The sequence below is a fragment of the Pseudoalteromonas marina genome, assembly GCF_000238335.3.
In the GTDB taxonomy this organism is placed as follows: Bacteria; Pseudomonadota; Gammaproteobacteria; order Enterobacterales; family Alteromonadaceae; genus Pseudoalteromonas; species Pseudoalteromonas marina.
Genome location: NZ_AHCB03000012.1, coordinates 434237 through 456249, shown reverse-complemented (window position 1 = coordinate 456249; position 22013 = coordinate 434237). Strand labels below are relative to the sequence as shown.

Sequence of the window (22013 nt, the reverse complement as noted above, 5' to 3'; positions counted from 1 at the left end):
CTAGTTAATTAGGTGCAAAAAGGTGTTTACAGCTAAAACCCTTACTTAGTTGGTTAGATCGCTTTTCTCCCAGCCACCGCCCACTACTTTATAAAGGCTAATTTGGCTAGCTAACAAAGCCTGTTGACCCAAAATTTGCTGTTGCTGTGCACTGTACCAGCTGCGTTGTGCATCAAGGACTTGTAAATAGCTATCAACACCTTTATCGTAACGCGCCTTTGATAGCGAAAATGTAGACTCTCGGCTTTGTAGTAACATATCAAGTGCACTTAATTGCGCTTGATAGCCTTCGTTGTCTGCTAACGCATCGGCGACTTCGCGAAATGCTTGCTGAATTTTTTGCTGATAAGTAACTACAGCAATTTGTTGGTCGGCTTTAGCAACATCTAGCTGAGCTTGGTTTCTGCCCATATTAAAAATAGGTAAAGTAACTGATGGAATAAAACTCCACGTACCCGAACCTGCATCAAATAAATCACTTAAATCGTTAGAGGCAGTACCCGCATTAGCCGTTAAGCTAATACTGGGGTAAAAAGCAGCACGCGCTACACCAATGTTGGCATTAGCAGCCAATAACTGATGTTCTGCTGCTTTAATATCTGGGCGTTGAGTTAATAAATCAGAAGGTAAACCAACCGGTATTTTAGGCAACGCCAATAACGAGTCCAGCACCTTATTTGGCAGAAGCTCAGGACTTACTGGTTTTCCTACTAATAAATCAAGTGCGTTTTTATCGCGCTTTAATAAACGTTTATACGTTGCAATATCAACCTTTGCGCTGGCAACGGTACTTTTCAATTGCTCTAACGTAATTTTAGATGCTGCGCCTAAATCAAAACTTTTTTGAGTAAGCCCAAGCGACGCTTGTTGCGATTTTAATGTTTCCTCAGCAAGCCCAAGTAACTGTTGATCGGTTGCATAATTAAGCCACGCATTAGCCAGCTCTGCTACCAGCGACACTTGCGTACTGTATTGAGTAAGCTCAGTAGAGTATAAATTTTGCAGTGCTTGTTGAGTTTGGTTACGAACCTTACCCCATATATCTAATTCGTAAGAGGTAATACCTACAGTAGCACTGTATTGCGAGCTTATAGTGGCCTCATCAGTACTTGTTAAACTTGCAGGCAGACGCTGGCGAGTGCCCGAACCATTAACATTTAAGGACGGATACAATACTGAGTTTTCTATTTGATACAACCCACGTACCCGCTGTACATTGAGCATCGCAATTTGCAGATCTTTGTTGTGCTCAAGGCTTTGACCTATAAGCACCTGTAATTTTTTATCGCTAAAAAACTGCTGCCACTTTAATGTGTTAACTGTGGCTTGTTCTGTTTGAACTGAATACGTTTCGGGTACTGGCAGCGCTAAATTTTGCTGTTCAGGTGCCAACTGGCACCCACTTAAAGCAGCCAACGTAAGCACACTCAACGAAAAGGTTTTTATATGCATTATGCTGTCTCCTCGTTAGTGTTTTTTTCTTTTGCAGGGAATACACGGCGTACTAATACAAAAAACAGCGGCACAAAAACAACAACCAAAATAGAAGATGCGAGTGTTCCACCAATAATTGAAATGCCTAATGCGTTTTGCGCACCAGAGCCTGCACTTGATGCAATAGCGAGTGGAATAACACCACAAATAAAGGCCATTGAAGTCATTAAAATTGGGCGTAAACGCAGCCTTACTGCAGCCACAGCCGCTTCAACTAAATCAAACCCTTCGTCCATTTTATGGATAGCAAATTCCACAATTAATATGGCATTTTTAGACGCTAACCCTATCGTAGTTAATAAGCCCACTTGCAGGTAAATATCGTTTGATAATCCGCTACCCAATGCAGCCATAGCAGCACCAAATATACCTAACGGAACAATCATCATAACCGCAAACGGTACCGACCAACTTTCATAAAGAGCCGCTAAACATAAAAATACAAATAACAACGACAAACCATACAATAAAGGTGCTTGGCCGCTGCTAGAGCGTTCTTGAAATGAAATACCGGTCCATTCAGACGAAATACCATTTGGCAGCTGTTTTACCAAACGCTCCATTTCATCCATTGCTTGTCCTGTGCTGTAACCAGGTGCAGCGGTTCCTTGTATTTCCATTGCTGAAAAGCCATTGTAACGCTCTAAACGCGGCGAACCATAAGTCCAATAGGCTGTTGCAAAGGCAGAAAACGGAACCATATCACCCTCATTATTACGTACATACCACTTATTTAAATCTTCAGGCACCATTCGAGATTCAGCATCGCCTTGCATATATACTTTTTTAACACGCCCACGGTCAATGAAGTCATTTACATAACTACTACCCCAAGCCGTAGCAAGGGTGTTATTAATATCGGTTTGCGACACACCCAATGCTTGTGCTTTAGCTAAATCGGTATCGAGTTGTATTTCTGGCATATCTTCTTGACCATTAGGGCGTACACCAGCCAATATCGGGCTTTGGCTTGCTAAACCTAATAGTTGATTACGTGCTGCTAAAAGCGCATCGTGGCCCAAACCTACACGGTCTTGTAAAAATATATTAAAACCATTTGCTGTTCCCAGTTCTACAATAGCTGGTGGTGGAAAAGCAAACACAAACGCTTCTTTAATACTGGAAAAGTACCCCATAGCTTTACCTGCTACACCTTGCACAGATAAATCATCACGCTGGCGTTCATCCCAATGCTTAAGATTAACAAACCCTATTGCTGAGTTTTGGCCAGAACCTGCAAAGCTAAACCCGGTAACAGTAAAAATACCGTTTACTGCTTCAGATTGTTCGTTCAAGTAGTGGTTTTCTACTTTTTTAACCACTTCAAGTGTTTGCTCGGTTGTAGAACCCGCAGGTAACGAAACTTGGTTAAATAATATGCCTTGGTCTTCATCTGGTAAGAATGCGGTGGGTAAATTTGAAAACACATAAGCCATTCCACTTACAATTAAAAAGTATATCACAAGGTAGCGTTTAGCATGTTTGATCATACGGCTCACAAAGCTTTGCGCACCCGAATTTGTTTTGTCGAACCCGCGGTTAAACCCTGTAAAAAATTTACCAAATAACGACTTATCATTATGAACATGGCTAGGCTTCAAAAGCGTTGCACACAGTGCCGGCGTAAGTATAAGCGCCACAAGTACCGATAAACCCATAGCAGAAACAAGGGTAATTGAGAACTGACGATAGATTATGCCCGTCGAGCCGCTAAAAAAGGCCATCGGAATAAATACAGCAGAAAGCACCATTGCAATACCAACAAGTGCGCCTTTAATTTCGTCCATTGATTTGCGGGTTGCATCAAGCGCTGAGAGTTTTTCTTCGGTCATCAGTCGCTCTACGTTTTCTACAACAACAATGGCATCATCAACTAGTAAACCGATGGCAAGCACCATGGCAAACATGGTCAATGTATTAATTGAGTAACCAAAAGTGTATAAAATACCAAACGTACCCAGCAATACCACTGGCACTGCAATTGTTGGAATAAGCGTTGCTCTAAAGTTTTGTAAAAACAAGTACATAACAACAAACACCAACACAACCGCTTCTATAAGCGTATGAATTACTTTTTCAATTGAAAGCGCCACAAATGGTGTAGTGTCGTAAGGCACAACCGCTTCAAGTCCCTCAGGAAAAAATGGCTCTAATTCAGCAATGGCATCTTTTACACCCTGCGCAGTATCAAGCGCGTTGGCGCCACTGGCCAATTTAATCCCTAAGCCAGAAGCTGGTTTTCCGTCATAACGCGCGACAACCCGGTAGCTTTCACCACCTAGCTCAACACGGGCAACATCACTCAACTTTACAAAAGAGCCATCTGCATTGGTTTTAACTAAAATATTTCTAAATTGCTCAGGAGTTTGTAAGCGGCTTTGCGCGGTCACAGTCGCGTTGAGTTGCTGTCCCGCCACCGCAGGCATAGCACCTAGTTGCCCAGCCGACACTTGTGCATTTTGAGCACTGATAGATGCACTTATATCTGCAGGCGTTAATTTATAGTTTTGAAGCTTAGCCGGATCTAACCAAATACGCATTGCATACTGCGAGCCAAATAACTGAACTTCACCCACACCTTCAACACGAGAAACAATATCTTGCACGTTTGATGACACGTAGTCGCCAATATCAATGTTGGTCATGCTGCCATCTTTAGACATAAACGCATAAACCATCAAAAAGTTACGGGCTGACTTTGCAACCACAACACCTTGCCTTTGCACGGCTTCAGGTAATAGTGGCGTTGCAGTAGCTAACTTGTTTTGTACTTGAACCTGAGCAATATCAGGGTCGGTTTCAGCGCTAAACGACAGTGTGAGCGTTGCTGAACCGCTAGACTCTGACGTTGACGACATGTATAACAAGCCATCTAAGCCTTTCATTTTTTGCTCTATCACTTGTGTAACAGTATCTTCGAGCGTACGCGCCGATGCACCTGGGTAGGTAGCCGTAATACTTATTGCTGGCGGCGCTATAGACGGATACTGCGCAATGGGTAAACTTTTAATTGCTAATATACCTGCTAGCATCACTACTATGGCAAGTACCCAAGCAAATATAGGTCTATCGATAAAAAATCGTGACATGTAAATTCTCCGTTATTGCGCTTTAGCAGTTTGAACTTCAGATGGGCTAACTGGTGCGCCTGGGCGAATTTTTTGTAACCCTTCTACAATCAGTTTATCGCCTTCCATTACGCCATCGGTTACAAGCCAATTAGATCCAATGGTGCGGTCTGTTTTCAAAACGCGGCTCTCTACAGTATTGTTTTTGCTAACAACCATTGCGGTAGGTTCACCTTTCGAATTTCGACTAACACCGCGCTGTGGAACTAAAATAGCATCGTTTTTAACACCTTCAACAATTGAGGCGCGAGCATACATCCCTGGAAGTAGTAACTTTTCAGGGTTAGGAAATTTAGCGCGTAATGTAACCGACCCTGTACTTGGGTCAACTGTCACCTCAGAAAACTGTAAAGTGCCTTTATGAGAGTATAAAGAGCCATCTTCCATAGTAAGTTCAACATCGGTTTGACTAGTTGAATCTACACTTAGATCGCCCGAAACAATCGCTTTTTTAAGCTTAGTTAATTCGCTACTCGACTGCGTTAAATCAATATAGATAGGATCAAGTTGTGTTACTGTTGCCAAAGAAGTGGCTTGGTTGGCACTTACTAATGCACCTACGGTGACATTCGATTTACTAATTTGCCCACTAATAGGCGAAGAGACATGACTGTATTCTAAATTAATTTTTGAGGTTTGCAGCTGCGCTTGAGCAGTAAGGAGTTCTGCTTTTGCTTGCTTGTAGGCTGCATCAGCCTCGTCGTAATCTTGCTGGCTAACCGCTTTAATTTTTAATAATTCACTATAGCGAGACGCTTTAGCTTTACTGCTTGCAATGCTTGCTTCAGCGCGGGCAACAGCAGCTTCACTTGCCGCTAAGTTGGCTTCAAAAGTAGCAGGGTTAATTTGGTAAAGCGCTTGACCTTTTTCTACTTGAGACCCCTCGGTAAATAAACGTGATTGCACAATACCGCTTACTTGCGGGCGTATTTCTGCAATTTGAAATGCACTAATACGTCCAGGCAACTCTTGCCTTAAAGTTAGCGATTGTTTTTTAAGCGTAATAACCCCTACCGGCACAGCTTTAGGAGCAGCTGCCTGCGACTGCTCTGTCACTTGGTCACAACCGGTTAACGCAACTGAACCTATGAGAATTGAAAATACAAATAAAGCGGTGCTAGAACGCTGCATGTCAGATACCTTTAATTTAGAGTGAACGATCATTCTAAATTAAATTTTAGTGAGAATACATCTTAATAAGCCGATCTTTACACAAAATTACACTCAACTATGCGGCCTCATACTTAATCACCAAGTAATGTTAATAAGGCTTTTATAATAAACATTTACACCTACAAGCTAACTAAAATGCTCAGCGCACTGTATTTTTTAAAAATAGAAAAGTGCTTACGCAAAAACCTACTTTGTTTAAATTAAAGCCTAGAAGTACATAGTGAAGAGATTTTAATATTATATTTCAGTTAATTAGAGGTATGAGTCATTTAGCCAGATACCCATTAGGCCATAGCCAAATACAATTGTCATAACGAACAAATTTATAAACTTTCATTAACAAAAAAGCCAAGGCGAACTTGGCTTTTTTATTCATGACGTGGTTAAGCGTTTATAAAGTGATTAGGATGGCAAGCTTTAAACTAATCTAGATACAAGCAATTGCTCTACACGAATACCTTCAACATCAACAACTTCAAATTTAAAGCCCGCATAACTTATATGCTCAGCACGTTTAGGTATACGTTTCATGGTGTAAATTAAAAAGCCTGCCACCGTCTCAAAATGTATTTGCTCTGGGAACTCCTCTATATCAAGCACTTTAGCTAAATCGGTAATTGGCGTCAGTCCGTCAACTAACCACGAGCTTTTATCTCGCTCGATTATTAGTTCATCCCCTTGGTGAGTTATTAAATCTCCCATAAAGCCTTTCATTAAATCTTTTACAGTAACAATACCAACAAGCAGCGCGTATTCGTTTACTACAATAGCAAATGGTTTAGCGGCGCTTTTAAATGCATTTAATGCCTCTGACAAACTTAATGTTTCTGGTAAGTAAAATACGTCAGTATCAACTAATTCGTCATTGATATTAGCGGCTTCACCTTTAAGTACTTGGCGTAAAATATCTTTTGATTCAACAGAGCCATGTAATTTGTCTAAGTTACCCGACACAACTAAAAAATGATTGTGCGGGTGATCAATAATTTTGGTCGCAATGTCATTACTGCTTTCGTTTAAATCGAAGTACACAATTTGGTCACGCGGGGTCATTACGCTTGATAAAAAACGAGCTTCTAAATCAAACACATTACCTATTAAATCATACTCTTGTTTTTGCAAACTACCATACTCGGCGCCAGCTTCCATCATGGCAACAATGTCTTCTGTGGTTACATTATCTTCACGCTCTGCGGGAACTTTAAACAGTCGCAGTACAAAGTTAGTCACGCCATTAAAAAACATCACTAAAGGCGTTAATGCAAATGTAACCCAGCGCATTATGTTAACGACCTTAACGGCGACAGCTTCTGGCATGATCATCGCTAATCGCTTTGGCATTAAATCGGCGAATAAAATAAATAACGAGGTAATAGTAAAAAATGAGAATAAAAAGCTAATTTTTTCTACATATGCACCCTGATAAAATAAAACCAATACTTTTTCAACGTATGGCGATAATGCTTGTTCACCTACAATGCCACCTAATATAGCGATAGCATTAAGTGCTATTTGTATCATGGCGAAAAACGCGCCCGGATTTTCTTGCAGTTTTAATACTGCAGCTGCATTTAAACTGCCTTCGTCTGCCATTACACGAAGTTTTATTTTTCGTGACGCTGCAATTGCTATTTCCGACATAGCAAACAACGCACTGATCAAGATCAATAGACTAATCCCGATTAAATCACCCATTTAACGCTCCAAAAAGTTAGCGCTTTTTATATAAAAAGCAGCTGATTATAGTCGCTTTTTTAATCGCAGCAATTGATATTTTCACTTTATGTTTAAGTTTTTATTATTCAGTTAGTTAAATGATTTTTAGCCACTAATTAAGAGAGGAGGTTTGTCTAAATGCAAGCTGTAACTGTGTAATTAACGACTCATCCATATTTATGTTACATGCAAAGTATAATGGAGATTGAGCCGTATTTAAATCTAGCACTGGCTCGAGTAAATTTAACTTTGGTGATGTTTTGAGACGGTAATTAAATTGTTTTTTACTTAAAATGACAAAATCAAGAATGTCACGGCGTGCACTAATTAACTTATCTATTTTATCTAAGTTATCAATCAGCAACAGATGCCGGCTTTCGTTAAAACCGCGTTCAAGTAAATAATGATGGCTAAAGTTATCTCTTAATACTGCTATTTTATAGCGTTTGGCATCATGTAAAGTCTTTAACTTTATGCCTCGAGATTTCAGCCCATAAATCGCTGACTCAAACTCTTCAAGTTCAGCTATCCACACAAAGTTATTTTCTCTTGGTGGCAAACGAACAATTGAGAAAATACAGGTGTTTTTATCTCGAAGGGCTGCGTTATAAGACACACTCCAATTGTTAGCCGACATAGTGTAACTAATACCAGCAGCATCAAGGGCGTTTTTTACCTTTTCTACAGAGCGACCTGCCAATTGGTTGTTTGCATCGAGATATTGAAAGTCAGGGAAAACTTCCGTAACTATATTAATTTCGTGTGCTTTTACTGTCGTACACAACACGCAAAGTAAAAAAACAAATCCCTTCATTGGGTAAAAGCCTCAACTAAATTAGTGCAATTATTCAATAAATATAGTTGAGGCTTTGTAGACTGCTAGTTTTGAGTATTTAATAAAATAAGATTAAGTCAATAGTATTAGTTTTTAAGCACTTATTTATTCATCGCATTAATTAAAAACGCTGAAATTTTTGCGCCTTCTTTTAATGTTGTCTCAGAACTTGCTTGGCCCACAAGTGAACTATCGGTAAATGGTGCTATTTCCATCATATCAGCGCCCGTAATAGGAAACTCATCGGCAATGGCCGATAAGATGTCTAGCGCGTGCTTTGGTGTTAAACCGTTATCTTCCGGTGTACCGGTTGCAGAAGCAAATTCGGCATCGAGTGCGTCAATATCAAAACTTACATACACTTCATCAACATTATCCGCTTTTAGTTGCGCGATAGTCTCTGCAGCAACAGCGGCTGCACCGCGTTCAATAATTTCATGCGCCCAATGTTGCTTAACCCCAAATGTGTTTTCCCAGTGTGATTTTGGTTTTCCACTTGAACGTATACCAAATTGAATTAAGTGATGGGGTGCAGGTAAAAACTCTAAAATATGTGTACACCAAGAGCCAAAACATAAATCTATACCCAAGCGCTCCACAAGCAAATCGGTGTGCGCATCAAAGTGAATAATAGCCGTACGCTTCCCTTGCTCGCGTTTTGCTTTTAAATACGCTTTGGTTAATGGATAACTAATAGAGTGATCGCCACCAATACCAAAAATACCTTTATCTTTAAACGTGGCATAAAAGCTGTCGCACACATCTTCAGTAATTGATAACGGACTTACGTAGTAGTCGTTATTTTCGTTTCCGTATAGCGCTTTTTGGCAATTAGAGATAGTTGCGTCGTTTAGGTATTTGTCATGTAACAAATGCGGAATAACACGCACATCGCCTAAGTCGAACGAATGACATTCAGGGTGCTGATCAATTAATGCTGAGCGAACAAACAAAGGCCCCCAATTGGCACCACGTAAAATACCGCCACCACAATCAGAACTAATTCCAAGCATGACCGCTTTATGGGGAGAGTGCGGTAACTCATTTAACGATTCGCGCCATAGCGTATCTACATTTTCGGTTTGACCATACAGTTTATTTCGAAGCGCCGCTTTTCGCTCTTTTGCAGTATTAACGGTAAAAACACCATCGCCAGGAGCACATAAGCAGTGCTCTACTTTACTATTAAATGCTTGAATTTCTTGACTCATAATAAATCCTTATGAATTGTTCAGTGCGTATTTTAGTGATTATTTATGCAAAACGATTAAACAGGCCTAAACTTTAAATAATTAAAAAATTAAAAATTTTCTTGTCTGTATCATTAAAAACCCTTTCAAAACCAACTTAAAATAAAAACATAAGAAACTGATATTTAAAAACTTTTAATTAATGCAGGCAATCATCATTTATGACTAACCACTTAGTTGAGTGATACTTATAATGCCTGCGCACACAAGTCAACCGCACAAGTAAACCAGCAATCCATGAGTGTGCTTGAATATTCATAGTTGATGAATAAAATACGCTAAAGCCCTATTTTACTGGCCTAGACAAGCACTCAATTTTATTAATACGGACATACGTCCTGTACTTAAGAAAGGTTTCTAGCAATTATGCTAGATTGATAAAAATTATTTTTAAAAGGCTTAGATATGGAAAAGGTATTTCACTTAGGACTATGTATTGACGATCTACAAGGTGCAAAACTTGCAATCGTGCCCGGTGACCCAGATCGTGCTGCACGTATTTCTCAATTCCTAGACAACCCAACCTGCCTTGCTCAAACACGTGAGTTTCATGTTTATCTAGGTCAACTAAATGGCCACTCTGTGGTTATATGCTCAACCGGTATTGGCGGCCCATCTACATCGATTGCAGTAGAGGAACTTGCTCAATTGGGCGTGCGTCAATTTTTACGTATTGGTACTACGGGTGCTATTCAGCCGCACATTAATGAAGGTGAAATTTTAATTAGCCAAGCGTCTGTACGTTTAGACGGTGCAAGCCAACACTTTGCACCACTAAGCTACCCTGCTGTGTCTGATTTTTATGCAACACAAGCCATGGTTGAAGCTTGTAAAAACTTAAACATTGACTTTCATATTGGTATTACTGCATCTAGCGATACATTTTACCCGGGCCAAGAGCGCTACGACACACACTCGGGTTATGTACCAAAAGCATTCCAAGGTAGTTGTGAAGAATGGCAAAAGCTGGGCGTAATGAACTACGAAATGGAGTCGGCCACATTATTCACTATGTGTGCAGCTCTTGGCTTGCAAGCTGCCTGTGTTGCCGGTGTATTAGTTAACCGTACTCGTCAAGAAATTCCTAACGTTGACCACGGTGAAATAGAAAGAAAATCAGTGGCTGTTGTATTAGAAGCCGCTAAAGTGTTACTAGATTAATTTTACTTAATAAGTAAAATTAATCTGTAAAAGCACAGCTTATTAGCTGTGCTTTTTTGACTCTACTTAAGCGCTGCACTAATTATTTTTAGCTCTGGCAAATCAGTAAATCCCGATAGTACCGCCTTCGAAACACCCGCTTGATTTTCGTGCCCTTTAGTTTCTAAAAGTGTGATGCCTTTCACCGTCTTTTTATCAAAACTAAGACCAGCTAAAAAGAACTGACTCAACGCGCTTTGCAAAGGCGATAAACTTGGGCTATAGGCTGCGTTTTCTGCATAACTGCCGTAAAAATCCCCATTATTAAATGTACTTAACTTGACCGCACTAAAATTTTGACTGTACGGTACATACGCATTTAACGCAAAGCCAGCAAAAGTCTCTTCGATCTGTTTGTCATCAAAAACCGCAAGCTGAGGCTTTGGGTTAAACAAGCTAAATTCGTTACCCAAATCGGTTGGTCCAAACGAGTGAGGTAATAGCTCTGCCAATTTAAAATGTTGACTTGGAAGTAAAATATCAAATTCTTTTGCATCGGCTAATTCATTCATAAATTGGCGACAGTAGCCACACGGAGCGTCGCTTATAGCAATTTTAAGAATTTTTTTAGCGCCATTTAACCAAGCATTATTAATGGCAGACTGTTCTGCATGAACAACGAGACTCAGTGCTTGGTGATCAAACTCTACATTAGCGCCAAAATAAAAATTAACTTGTTGCTGATCATCTAGAGCTTTGACAATAGCACCCACATGAAAATGTGATACTGGAGCTACTGAAAACTCAGACGCTAAAGGTACTAAACCTTGTAACAGTGAATCGACAGAAACATTAAACTCTTTGCAAAGCTGTTCAATGTTGTTGGTGTTTAATATGCCGCGTTGCGACTTTAATTGGCTACGTAAGGACGCGGTTTGCGCTACGTTTAACGTGATATGAGAATTTGTAAGGGCTGTATCTTCTTGTACAGTAAAAGTTGCTGAAGCCATAATGTATTTTAATTATTCAATGGCTAAGTAGTTTAAAAGTTTAAGACCCAAATTGCTAGGGCCTGTTGACCTTTCAGGCTTAAAACTTGTTCAAACTAGAGACAATTTAATCGTGGCGCGAGGTTTGTAACCTAGTGAGCTAAGTAAAACCGAGCAAAACCTCCTCGCCCTGCTCATGCTCCTTACCTACATTCATGTAGGCAACAAAGAGTTAATCGCACCTAGAACGAACCTTCGGGCAACGCGTGTTTGGTATTCATATTGCGTTATCGCCTATTTATCGGAAATAAACACACTACATAGGCGCTGTCTTGCCTAAGCACCAAATACACTGCTGAAAATTTAACCGCGAAAGGTAAATAGACCTTAGGTTATTAAACACAAAAAAAGGGAACACGCCGTGTTCCCTTTCTAAATAACAAACGTTAACGATTAACCAGTATTACGCATACCCGCAGCAATACCTGTCATGGTGATCATTAATGCATTATCGATATCACCTTCATTGTGCTCGTCGTTAGAGCGAGCACGGCGAAGCAATTCAACCTGCAATACATTGAGCGGATCGGTGTACGGGTTTCGTAAACTAATCGACTCTTTTATCCAAGGCTGAGCAGCAAGTAAGCTTTTTTGCGGGCTTAACGACTGCACAAGCTCAATGGCTTCTTCAAGCTCTTTTCGCAACGTTACACCTAACGGCTTGTACATATCTTCCACCAGCGCATTATCATAGTGCTCACTTAACCAGCTATCGGCTTTACTAAATACCATTTCAAGCATTTCTAAACGAGCTCTAAAAAATGGCCAATTGAGGCTCATTTCGTTTAGTGTTTCTAAGCCATATTGGTCTAGTGCCTTTTTTAAGCCTGTTAACGCACCTAACCAAGCAGGCAACATTAACCGGTTTTGACTCCATGCAAAAATCCATGGAATAGCACGTAAACTTTCAACGCCCCCATTAGGGTTGCGTTTTGCAGGGCGAGAGCCAAGCGGAAGTTTAGATAGCTCTAATTCTGGCGTTGCCATTCTAAAGTAAGGAACAAAATTCTCATCGTGGCGAACAACATTGCGGTAATGCTCACACGACTGCTCACTAATAAGCTTCATAACTTCGCGCCATTGTGGCTTAGGCTCTGGCGGTGGTAATAAGTTACTTTGCAGTACTGCCCCTGCATATATATTTAAGCTTTGTAGTGCTACATCTGGCAAACCAAATTTAAAGCGTATCATTTCGCCTTGCTCTGTTACCCGTAAACCACCTTTAAGTGAGCCTGGCGGTTGCGAGTGCAGTGCTTGTGCAGCCGGTGCACCACCTCGACCAACAGTCCCTCCTCGGCCGTGGAATAACACAAGCTCAATGCCGCGCTCGTCTGCAAGCTGCACGAGTTTATCCATTGCTTCATATTGGGCCCAACCTGCTGCCATCATACCGGCATCTTTAGCCGAGTCTGAATAACCAATCATTACATTTTGCGTATTTTGAATATGGCCGCGGTACCACACGTTATCGAGTAGCGTCGTGATCACGTCGCTTCCATTATTCAAATCGTCTAATGTTTCAAATAATGGGGCAACTGGCAATTCAAAACTACAGCCGCTTTCTTTAAGAAGTAACTGTACAGCTAAAATATCGGATGCAGTGCGTGCCATTGAAATAATATACAAACCAAATGTTTTTTCATCTTGCTTTGCAATTACATCGAAGGTGTCGAGCACTTCTTGTACATCAGGGCTTGGTTGCCAATGCTTAGGTATAAGCGGACGACGCGAATTAAGCTCCGCTAATAAAAATGCTTGCTTGTCTTGCTCTTGCCACTGGTTGTAGTCCCCTAACCCTAAATAACGCGTAAGTTCAGAAAAAACGTCGCTGTGGCGCGATGAATCTTGACGTACATCCAGTTTTGCCAAACGAAGACCAAAACTGTTTAAACGATGCATTAAATCAAGTAGTAAGCCATCGGCAACGACTTTCATGTTGCATTTTAATAATGAACGATAACATACCTCAATTGGGTGCTTAAGCTGGTTAATATCAGTAACAAGATCTTGTGCGTCAGTGCGTTTGTGTTTAATTTTTGCACCTAAATGCGCCACTGTTTCAGACACTTCGCCTTTAAGCTTTTTAAGCACAGTGCGGTAGGGTTCAAAATCTTGGCCTGCCAACTCAATGAGTTCGTCGCTGGCGTCAGACATAGATAGCTCAGCGCATAACGTATCAATATCTCGGCTATATAAATCAAGTGCCATCCAGCGACCATGGTCAAGAACTTGCGAAGTAACCTGTGCAGTAACGAATGGGTTACCGTCTCGGTCTCCACCCATCCAAGAAGTGAATTCAATTGGGCTGTAGTCAATGGGCAACTCTAGACTTAATTGCTCTTTAGCATGCTCCGAAAATTCACGTAAAAAACGCGGAACAGCATGCCAAAGACTATTTTCAATAACTGCATACCCCCATTTGGCCTCATCAACAGGCGTTGGGCGCGAACGACGAATATCGTCTGTATGCCACGCTTGGCTTATTAACTGAGCAATTCTATTTAAAATAGCTTCGCGCTCATGCTCCAAGTTATCTTTTCGCTCAAGCGATGCTAAACAATCGCTCAACTCTACGTGCTTGTTGATAATGGTACGGCGTGTAACCTCTGTGGGGTGTGCCGTTAGTACTAAATTAATGTGGAGTTTTGAGAGTGTGTCAGCAAGGTGGTTAGAGTCTAGCTTACCTTCTTGTGCTTTAGCGGCTAACGTTTTTAATGTTTGAGTGAGAGGGTTTTGCTGGCCAAGACCAGCGTCATTAAAACGCGATACAGTATGAAACTGCTCTGCCACATTGGCTAAATTTAAAAAATGATTAAATGAACGGGCAACCGGTAAAAGCTCTTCGTCACTAAGCGCATGTAATACTTCAATTAACGCCTTGCGATCGTCTTCATTACCACTGCGAGAGGATTTTGATAAAGCGCGAATTTCTTCTACTTTATCTAAAATTGCTTGGCCTTGGGCATCTTTTATAGTTTGACCTAATAATTGCCCAAGTAGACCCACATTACCTCGCAGGGCGGCATATTGTTCACTCATTTCTCAGTCTCCTTTGTTTCATGGAGGACTATTAATATCATTATGAGCGCATATTTAATAGATCCATTTGCAATGTCATGTCGTAAAAAAGTATAGATAAAATAATCACAAAGCACTGGTATGATCATTTTTTACGACGGTAACTGCCCACTTTGCAGCACTGAAATGCAACAGTTAAAACAAGCAGATAAACACAGCTTAATTACCCTCGAGGATTTAAATGCTGCTGATTTTAGCGAGCGCTACAGGCATATAAACAAAAACCAAGCACTTACATACCTACAAGCGCAACTAAAAAATGGTGAGATAATTTATGGGCTAGACGTAACGTATCAAGCGTGGAAAACAGTTGGAAAACACCGCTGGTTGAAAATTTTTCGCTTGCCTGTTATTCGTATTTTTGCAGATTGGGGCTATATTTTTTTTGCAAAACATAGGCACTCTATTAGTAGGTTTTTAATGCCAAACACCCAGTGCAACAACGGCCAGTGCGCCATAAAATCAAAAGGAAAAAAATGAAGACAATTATTCTTTTTGGCGCTAGTAGCGCGATTGCTAAAGCCTACGTGAAGCACCTTCAAAACCAAACAATTGAATTTAACATTGTATGCGTCAGTTCAAGTAACCATGTTCCACAAGACAGTAACAACATTACTTTTTACAATACTGATTACTCTACTGACAGCTTATTTGGCCTTACTCAACATTTAAAAGATGAGCAAGCCGACATACACCAGGTAATAATGTTCAACGGTAAGTTACATAACTCCGAGCACATGCCAGAAAAAAAGCTTGAAGACATCAACGCTGATTATTTTAATTTGTTACTAAACGCAAATACGCTTACCCCATTGCTCTGCTTACAAAGCGTTTTGCCTTTAATCAATCATAAAACGCACTGCACTATAACCGCCTTAAGTGCACGAGTAGGTAGTATCAACGACAACAAAATGGGAGGCTGGTACAGTTATCGAGCATCTAAATCAGCCCTTAACATGTTATTTAAAACTGCCGCAGTAGAGCTTGCTCGTCGTGCAAAGAACACCAAGCTTGTGCTATTTCATCCCGGTACAACTGACACTGACCTATCTAAGCCTTTTCAAAAAAATGTACCCGAAGGCAAATTGTTTACACCTGAATTTGTAGCACACCAAATTTTTGACTTAACAAATAACAACCCTGATTTAGAACTAAATGGCGAGCCAGCTTATTTAGATTGGCAAGGCTCAACTATACCGTGGTAAGGATTTAAAATGCATTTTACTAAAGCGCGTATCGACGCACTTGAAAAACGTACTCGTACACATTTAATAAACTCGTTATCTGGGTTTAAAAGTGCAAACCTAATAGGCACACAAGACCTACTAGGCAACACTAATTTATCGATTGTTAGTTCGGTTATTCATTTGGGTGCTCACCCTCCCCTCGTAGGTATGATAATGCGCCCACACAGTGTACCGCGCCATACGTTTGAAAATATATTACAAACGGGTGTTTACACTATCAATCAGGTAAATAAGTCTATTTATAAACAAGCGCATCAAACCTCAGCACGCTACGACAAAGACGAATCCGAATTTGAGGAAACAGGGTTAACACCTGAGTACTTAAATGAGTTTTCGGCTCCTTTTGTCAAAGAGAGTCGCTTAAAATACTCAGTAAAATTTGTTGAAAGTAAACATCTTGAAATTAACGGAACTGAACTAGTGATTGGTGAAATTGTCGATGTGTATTTAGATGAAACCGCTCTGCAAAGCGATGGATTTCTAGATTTACAAGCCATTGATACTGTCGCGGTTACAGGCCTTGACAGCTACCACACAGCAAATAAATTAACGCGCCTTCCCTACGCAAAAAAATAACTTTTAGGGGTGTATTTCACCCCTTTATCATGGCAAACACATAACCCAACTTAGCCCCAACGCACTCACAATCCCAATCGATGTTGCTAATCGCAGAACATTGAATTTTAAAAATGCATTGCGCACAATAGCGAAAATTCCAAGGAGAATCCCATGAGCACAATCGGTATTGGCACGCAAACCCCAGAGCAAGCATTGGCCAGCTTAAGTAATATGACCCAATCGTTAACACCTATTCAGACTGACGAACACATTGAACGTATAGCAAAAGCACAAGCTTATATGACAGCTAATAACATTGATGCAATTTACCTAAATGCAGGGACCAACCTCACCTACTTTACGGGTATGAAGTGGTATGCGAGTGAGCGTATGGTTGGCGCAATTTTACCTGCGATTGGTGAAGTACAGTACATAGCACCTTATTTTGAAATTGGTACTCTAGATGGCTTTAAAGTGGTTGAAGGGCCCATACACGGCTGGCAAGAGCACGAAAACCCTTATGCGCTATTTGTTAGCGTATTAAAGCAACTAAACATTAGTGACGACGCCACCATCGGCATCGATGAAAGCGCACAGTTTTTTATATTCGATGGTATTAACAAAGCGCAAAAAGGCTTGAATATTATCAATGCGCAAAGTGTTACTGCACATTGCCGTATGCACAAATCGGTTAACGAATTAGCACTTATGCAGTGCGCAATGGACATGACCTTAGCCGTTCACCAAGCCACTGCGAGTATGCTTTACGAAGGTATTACCACCACAGAAGTAGAAGCCTTTATAAAAAAAGCGCATCAAAAAGTAGGTGCTCCGGGCAACTATTTTTGTATTGTACTGTTTGGCGTAGCAACGTCGTTTCCACATGGTGTTAAAGATGCGCAAGTGCTTAAAAAAGGCGATATGGTATTAATAGATACCGGTTGTAAAGTACACGATTACCTTTCAGATATAACCCGCACCTATGTATTTGGTGAACCAACACCGCGCCAGCGCATGTTTTGGGATCACGAAAAAGCAGCGCAACTGGCCGCATTTAACACCGCAAACATTGGTACTACATGCGAAGATGTTGACGCAGGTGCTCGTAACTATTTAGCGGCTCAAGGGCTGGGCCCGCAGTACCAAACACCGGGTTGCCCGCATCGAACTGGCCATGGTATTGGTTTAGATATTCACGAATGGCCATACTTAGTTGGCGGTGATAAAACCCCACTTGCCCCAGGCATGTGCTTTAGTAACGAGCCAATGCTAGTGATACCCGATGAATTTGGGGTGCGTTTAGAGGATCATTTTTATATGACCGACAACGGCCCTCATTGGTTTACAGAGCCTAGCCACAGTATCGACGACCCATTTGGGCTTAACGCTTAATTCCTTCAAGAGCAGCTGTTTAGCTGCTCTTTTTATTTTATTCGTTGATAAAGTCCAGTTCATCCCAATATCCCTTTTATACAAAAGCAATCCGCAAAAGGATGAATATGAAAAATTTTAAAATTGATATCGTGTCAGACGTAATGTGCCCATGGTGTGTAGTAGGTTATAAAAATCTTGAGACAGCACTTGGCCAACTTAAAGACGAAATGAGTGCAGATATTACATGGCATCCTTTTGAGCTAAATCCAGATATGCCAGTTGAAGGTCAAGACTTAAACGAGCATTTAATGCAAAAGTACAACCTAACTGAAGAACAAGGCGATGAAAATCGTAAAAACATGTTTGAAGCAGGAAAGCGTGCTGGATTTACGTTTAACTTTGATGGCAAACGTATCATGATCAACAGCTTTGATTTGCATCGTTTATTAATGTGGGCACGCGAAGAAGATAAGCAAACCGAGTTAAAACTCGCCTTTTTTGAAGCGCACTTCACCGATTTAAAATACTTAAACCAAGAAGACGCTCTGCTTGATGTTGTCGAAAGTGTTGGCCTTGATAAAGAAGAAGCCCGAAATATTTTGCACTCAGATAAATACGTTCAAGCTGTACGCCAAGAGCAAAATAACTTTAAACAAATGGGTATTACCTCAGTCCCTACGTTTATCATAAACGATAAATACGCACTCACTGGCGGACAACCAAGCGACTCATTTATTCAAGCACTAAAACAAATTAGCGAAGAAGAAGCCAAGCAAGACGCTTGATATACAAATAAATTTTAAAATAAAGAAAGGCTGCAGATTGCAGCCTTTCTTATATATTTATGAGTTCAAAAATAATACAAACTTGTTATTTACCTTCGTTCTCTTTTGGTGTCATTATAGAAACTAAATTTAACAAATCAATAATAGTACCTATAAAGGGATTTATAATGAAATATATAATTACAACACTAACTTCACTGTTTCTTTTAACTGCATGTTCGACAACACCTCTAGCTGATAGCCCTCACTCTACGCTTATAATGCCGAGTCCTCCGGAATATCCAATTAAAAACGCCCGTGAAAAGATAGAAGGTAGCGTGACAATGTCTTTTGATGTAGATACATCTGGTAAGCCAATTAATATTAAGGTGATCAAAGCTGAGCCTGTTAAAACTTTTGATAAAGCTGCAATTCGCTCTCTTTCTAAATGGCGTTACGCACCTAAAGTAGTTAATGGTATTGCAGTAGTTGATGAAGACTTAGAAATGACTATAGATTTTAATTTAGAAAAATAATAACTAACTAAAACAAAAAAAGGCTGCACATTGCAGCCTTATTTATATACCCAAAGATACATCTTTAATTAAAATAAACTAAGTACGATAAAGTACTTTAATAACATGCCAGCCAAATTTAGTTTTAACTAGGTGTGGCTCTAAAATAGCGCCATTAAAGGCTATTTTGTCAAACTGCGGAACCATTTGCCCGCGTCTAAATTCACCTAAGTCACCGCCTTTTTTACCCGATGGGCACGACGAATACTTTTTAGCTAAGGTTTGAAATTTTGCACCTTTACCTAATTGCTTAATAATGTCTTCTGCTATTTCTTTGTGCTTAACCAATATGTGGAGTGCGTGCGCTGTACTTGCCATTTCAAAGCCCTGATAATTTAAAACGCGGCGATTTTAGCACAGCTACTGTTTGAGGGCATCTAATTGGCTTTATAAATAGTGCAGTTCGTCACTTTTAGAAGGGATACGGCAATACTGATATTTTCCAAATAAGGTATAACGGTTTAGAGCAATTTTATCGTACAGCCAATTATTAAAGGTGTTTGGGAAAACACTAAAAATAGTGGCTAGTTTGTAAGGGTAACCAAGCTGCTTCACTACTTCAAAAAAAGCGTGGCTTTGTGTGAACACTTTGCCGTTTTGTAAGTACACCATCGAAGCGTATTGGGTAGTTGAAAAACCAAAGTGAGTTAATAGCAGTTCACCTTTTGGGGATTGCACGCTGCATAGTTTAAAAATGGCATTGGTATCGTTACTAATTATAAAATTACACCACGCACTACATAATTTACACTGCGCATCGAATAATATAATTTTTCGATTACGCATTAGTGTGACTGCATTTTCACTCATTTATTTTCCTTAAGCGATTAGTGCTGGACCGGCTTTTTTTGTAACTTACGTTGCAATGTGCGTCTATGCATATTTAATTGCCTAGCTGTGACCGATATATTGCCATTATTACTGTGTAGCACTTGCTGAATATGCTCCCATTCTAAGCGTTCAGGCGACATAACAGCATCATCAATACTCGTTTGAAGCTCACTTGTTTCGTTATTAAGTGCTTTTAATAATGTTGCCATATCAATAGGTTTAGTTAAATAATCGTTTGCCCCTAAGCGCATTGCTTCAACCGCAGTGGCAATGCTAGCAAACCCAGTTAATAAGACTATATGTGTATTTTCTAATAAGTTGCGCAGTGGCTTTATAAGCATTAAGCCATTGTCGTCCCCAAGTTTCATGTCTAATAAAATAGAGTCGGGTACTAATTGGCGCGCACGAAGTAACGCATCACTTTGATTATGCGCAACGTCACATATAAAGCCTTGCTTAGTTAAACGCCTAGCAAGCGTACTGGCTAAATTTATATCATCTTCAATTATTAGTAACTTCATTATGCTGTTTGCTCGTTATTAATAATGGCTAATTGTACCTTTGCTACGGCACCGCCTTCTTTATGGTTAAATAAGGTTAGTGAGCCATTTAGTCGCTCAAACGTGACGTTAGATAACAACACGGCCAAACCCATGCCTTGTTCGCTAGGCATTACCTGCCCCCCTAGTTCAGCTAGTTGTGAGGGCGTAAACCCATCGCCAAAATCACGGATTAATAAATCTATACATTGATCTTGCTGGTTAAGCTCCCAGCTTAACTCAAGCTCTGTTTTACCTTGTTTTTGATTAGCCGTAGCTGCATTTTGCAATAAATTTAATATAGCAGGCAATAACATCGCATCACTTAAAAGAATCGCATTAATGGGAGGTGAAAACCATTTTATATGTTGACCGGGGTATTGTAATAAAAAGGTATCGTTAATGGCTGTTTGTAATTGAGCTATGGTTATTTGATCTTTAGCATTTTTAACCCGTATTTGCTCCGATAGCGCTCTAAAACTATTGAGCTGATCGCGACATTGTTCAAGTGGGGTTTGCATCTGTTTAACTATAATATTGTTTGGTTGCTCCTCTAATAATTCTTCAAACAACAGTTGTAAGTTAGCTATCGGTGTTGCTAACTGATGAGTTATTTGTGCTGCAGCTCCATCAAGCGTTACTAGTTGCTCATTTCGTAGTTGTTTTTCTCGTGCTTTAGCAATGACGCGTTCGCGTTCTTTTAGTGCACGGCTCATAGCCCCTATCACAAGCGCTATTACACTGGTACTTAAAACAAAGTTAACCCACATGCCAACAAAGTGGCCGCTCATGTTCATTTGATGCATACTGTGATCGGGCATGTTTATTAACAAAAAGCTGTATGCAGCAATGGCAAGCAAAGCAATATAGACTAAGCCTTTTTCACGTAGTGTTACCGCTGCTATCATGATGGGCAGTAATAATAACGACACAAATGCATTAGTTGCGCCGCCACTTAAAGAAAGCAAAACAGTTAAAAACAAAACGTCAGCAGTGAGTTGCATCAGCATAACCGAGGGTTTAGCGTGGCTAACGTGTCGGTAAGCAAATAGACTGACTAATTGAAACGCAGCTTCTAAAGCAATAACACCAAGTAAGGGCAGTAATGCCAATTGGTAATCAAGTAAAAAATAAACACTTAATACTGCAATTAATTGTACTGCAATGGCGCCGCTTCGTAGCATAAGTAAACGGCTGATAGTGGGATCAGTTTGCATTAACAAAACAATGATTTTCCAATTTAATATATAAAAATGAGTTGA

At 40.2% G+C, this 22013-nt stretch carries 19 protein-coding genes; 7 read left to right on the top strand and 12 right to left on the bottom strand.

The window, feature by feature from the left end:
* Positions 1-45: 45 nt before the first annotated feature.
* From PMAN_RS17890 to PMAN_RS17865, 6 genes are all read right to left on the bottom strand, one after another.
* Positions 46-1452: an efflux transporter outer membrane subunit gene (locus PMAN_RS17890; RefSeq protein ID WP_010556747.1), complete on the bottom strand. Its 1407-nt coding sequence runs from the start codon at positions 1450-1452 to the stop codon at positions 46-48.
* A complete protein-coding gene (locus PMAN_RS17885; protein WP_010556748.1) occupies positions 1452-4583 on the bottom strand; it encodes an efflux RND transporter permease subunit in 3132 nt (1043 codons plus the stop codon). Before PMAN_RS17885 ends, PMAN_RS17890 begins: the two co-directional genes overlap by 1 nt.
* Before the next feature lie 12 nt (positions 4584-4595).
* Positions 4596-5753, bottom strand: coding sequence for an efflux RND transporter periplasmic adaptor subunit (locus PMAN_RS17880; protein ID WP_010556749.1), 1158 nt, complete (start codon positions 5751-5753; stop codon positions 4596-4598).
* Positions 5754-6212: 459 nt separating this feature from the next.
* On the bottom strand, positions 6213-7490 hold the full coding sequence (gene paeA / locus PMAN_RS17875; RefSeq protein WP_006791663.1) for a polyamine export protein PaeA: 1278 nt from the start codon (positions 7488-7490) through the stop codon (positions 6213-6215).
* Positions 7491-7623: 133 nt separating this feature from the next.
* Positions 7624-8325 (bottom strand): type 2 periplasmic-binding domain-containing protein, encoded by a 702-nt coding sequence (locus tag PMAN_RS17870; RefSeq protein ID WP_010556750.1) that lies wholly within the window; start codon positions 8323-8325, stop codon positions 7624-7626.
* A gap of 122 nt (positions 8326-8447) precedes the next feature.
* Complete coding sequence (locus tag PMAN_RS17865; protein WP_010556751.1) at positions 8448-9557, bottom strand: arginase family protein; 1110 nt, start codon at positions 9555-9557, stop codon at positions 8448-8450.
* 444 nt (positions 9558-10001) lie between these two features.
* Between PMAN_RS17865 and udp the strand changes: the two genes are divergently transcribed.
* Entirely contained in the window at positions 10002-10757 is a 756-nt protein-coding gene (udp, locus tag PMAN_RS17860; protein WP_010556752.1) for a uridine phosphorylase, read from the top strand.
* A 62-nt stretch (positions 10758-10819) separates the two neighbouring features.
* Here the strand turns inward: udp and cdd are convergent, their stop codons facing one another.
* Both cdd and ppc read right to left on the bottom strand, forming a co-directional pair.
* A complete protein-coding gene (gene cdd, locus PMAN_RS17855; protein WP_010556753.1) occupies positions 10820-11746 on the bottom strand; it encodes a cytidine deaminase in 927 nt (308 codons plus the stop codon).
* Positions 11747-12178: 432 nt separating this feature from the next.
* Positions 12179-14824: a phosphoenolpyruvate carboxylase gene (gene ppc, locus PMAN_RS17850; RefSeq protein WP_010556754.1), complete on the bottom strand. Its 2646-nt coding sequence runs from the start codon at positions 14822-14824 to the stop codon at positions 12179-12181.
* 120 nt (positions 14825-14944) lie between these two features.
* Between ppc and PMAN_RS17845 the strand changes: the two genes are divergently transcribed.
* The 6 genes from PMAN_RS17845 to PMAN_RS17820 all read left to right on the top strand — a co-directional run bounded on the left by PMAN_RS17845 (position 14945) and on the right by PMAN_RS17820 (position 19342).
* Positions 14945-15343: a thiol-disulfide oxidoreductase DCC family protein gene (locus PMAN_RS17845; RefSeq protein WP_010556755.1), complete on the top strand. Its 399-nt coding sequence runs from the start codon at positions 14945-14947 to the stop codon at positions 15341-15343.
* Positions 15340-16068, top strand: coding sequence for an SDR family NAD(P)-dependent oxidoreductase (locus tag PMAN_RS17840; protein ID WP_010556756.1), 729 nt, complete (start codon positions 15340-15342; stop codon positions 16066-16068). Before PMAN_RS17845 ends, PMAN_RS17840 begins: the two co-directional genes overlap by 4 nt.
* Positions 16069-16077: 9 nt before the next feature.
* Positions 16078-16686: a flavin reductase family protein gene (locus PMAN_RS17835; protein WP_006791655.1), complete on the top strand. Its 609-nt coding sequence runs from the start codon at positions 16078-16080 to the stop codon at positions 16684-16686.
* A 153-nt stretch (positions 16687-16839) separates the two neighbouring features.
* Positions 16840-18060 (top strand): M24 family metallopeptidase, encoded by a 1221-nt coding sequence (locus PMAN_RS17830; protein WP_010556757.1) that lies wholly within the window; start codon positions 16840-16842, stop codon positions 18058-18060.
* Positions 18061-18167: 107 nt separating this feature from the next.
* Positions 18168-18827, top strand: coding sequence for a DsbA family oxidoreductase (locus PMAN_RS17825; RefSeq protein ID WP_010556758.1), 660 nt, complete (start codon positions 18168-18170; stop codon positions 18825-18827).
* A 167-nt stretch (positions 18828-18994) separates the two neighbouring features.
* Complete coding sequence (locus PMAN_RS17820; protein WP_006791652.1) at positions 18995-19342, top strand: energy transducer TonB; 348 nt, start codon at positions 18995-18997, stop codon at positions 19340-19342.
* Positions 19343-19420: 78 nt separating this feature from the next.
* On the opposite strand, the gene PMAN_RS17815 is transcribed toward PMAN_RS17820, so the two are convergent.
* From PMAN_RS17815 to PMAN_RS17800, 4 genes are all read right to left on the bottom strand, one after another.
* Positions 19421-19699 carry a peptidylprolyl isomerase gene (locus tag PMAN_RS17815; RefSeq protein ID WP_004588770.1) on the bottom strand — a complete coding sequence of 93 codons (279 nt, stop codon included), beginning with the start codon at positions 19697-19699 and terminating at the stop codon, positions 19421-19423.
* A 69-nt stretch (positions 19700-19768) separates the two neighbouring features.
* Entirely contained in the window at positions 19769-20191 is a 423-nt protein-coding gene (locus tag PMAN_RS17810) for a thiol-disulfide oxidoreductase DCC family protein (protein WP_010556759.1), read from the bottom strand.
* Positions 20192-20208: 17 nt separating this feature from the next.
* A complete protein-coding gene (locus PMAN_RS17805) occupies positions 20209-20733 on the bottom strand; it encodes a response regulator transcription factor (RefSeq protein WP_010556760.1) in 525 nt (174 codons plus the stop codon).
* Positions 20733-21968, bottom strand: coding sequence for an ATP-binding protein (locus PMAN_RS17800; RefSeq protein ID WP_021032408.1), 1236 nt, complete (start codon positions 21966-21968; stop codon positions 20733-20735). The genes PMAN_RS17805 and PMAN_RS17800 overlap by 1 nt, the downstream gene beginning before the upstream one ends.
* Positions 21969-22013: the final 45 nt, after the last annotated feature.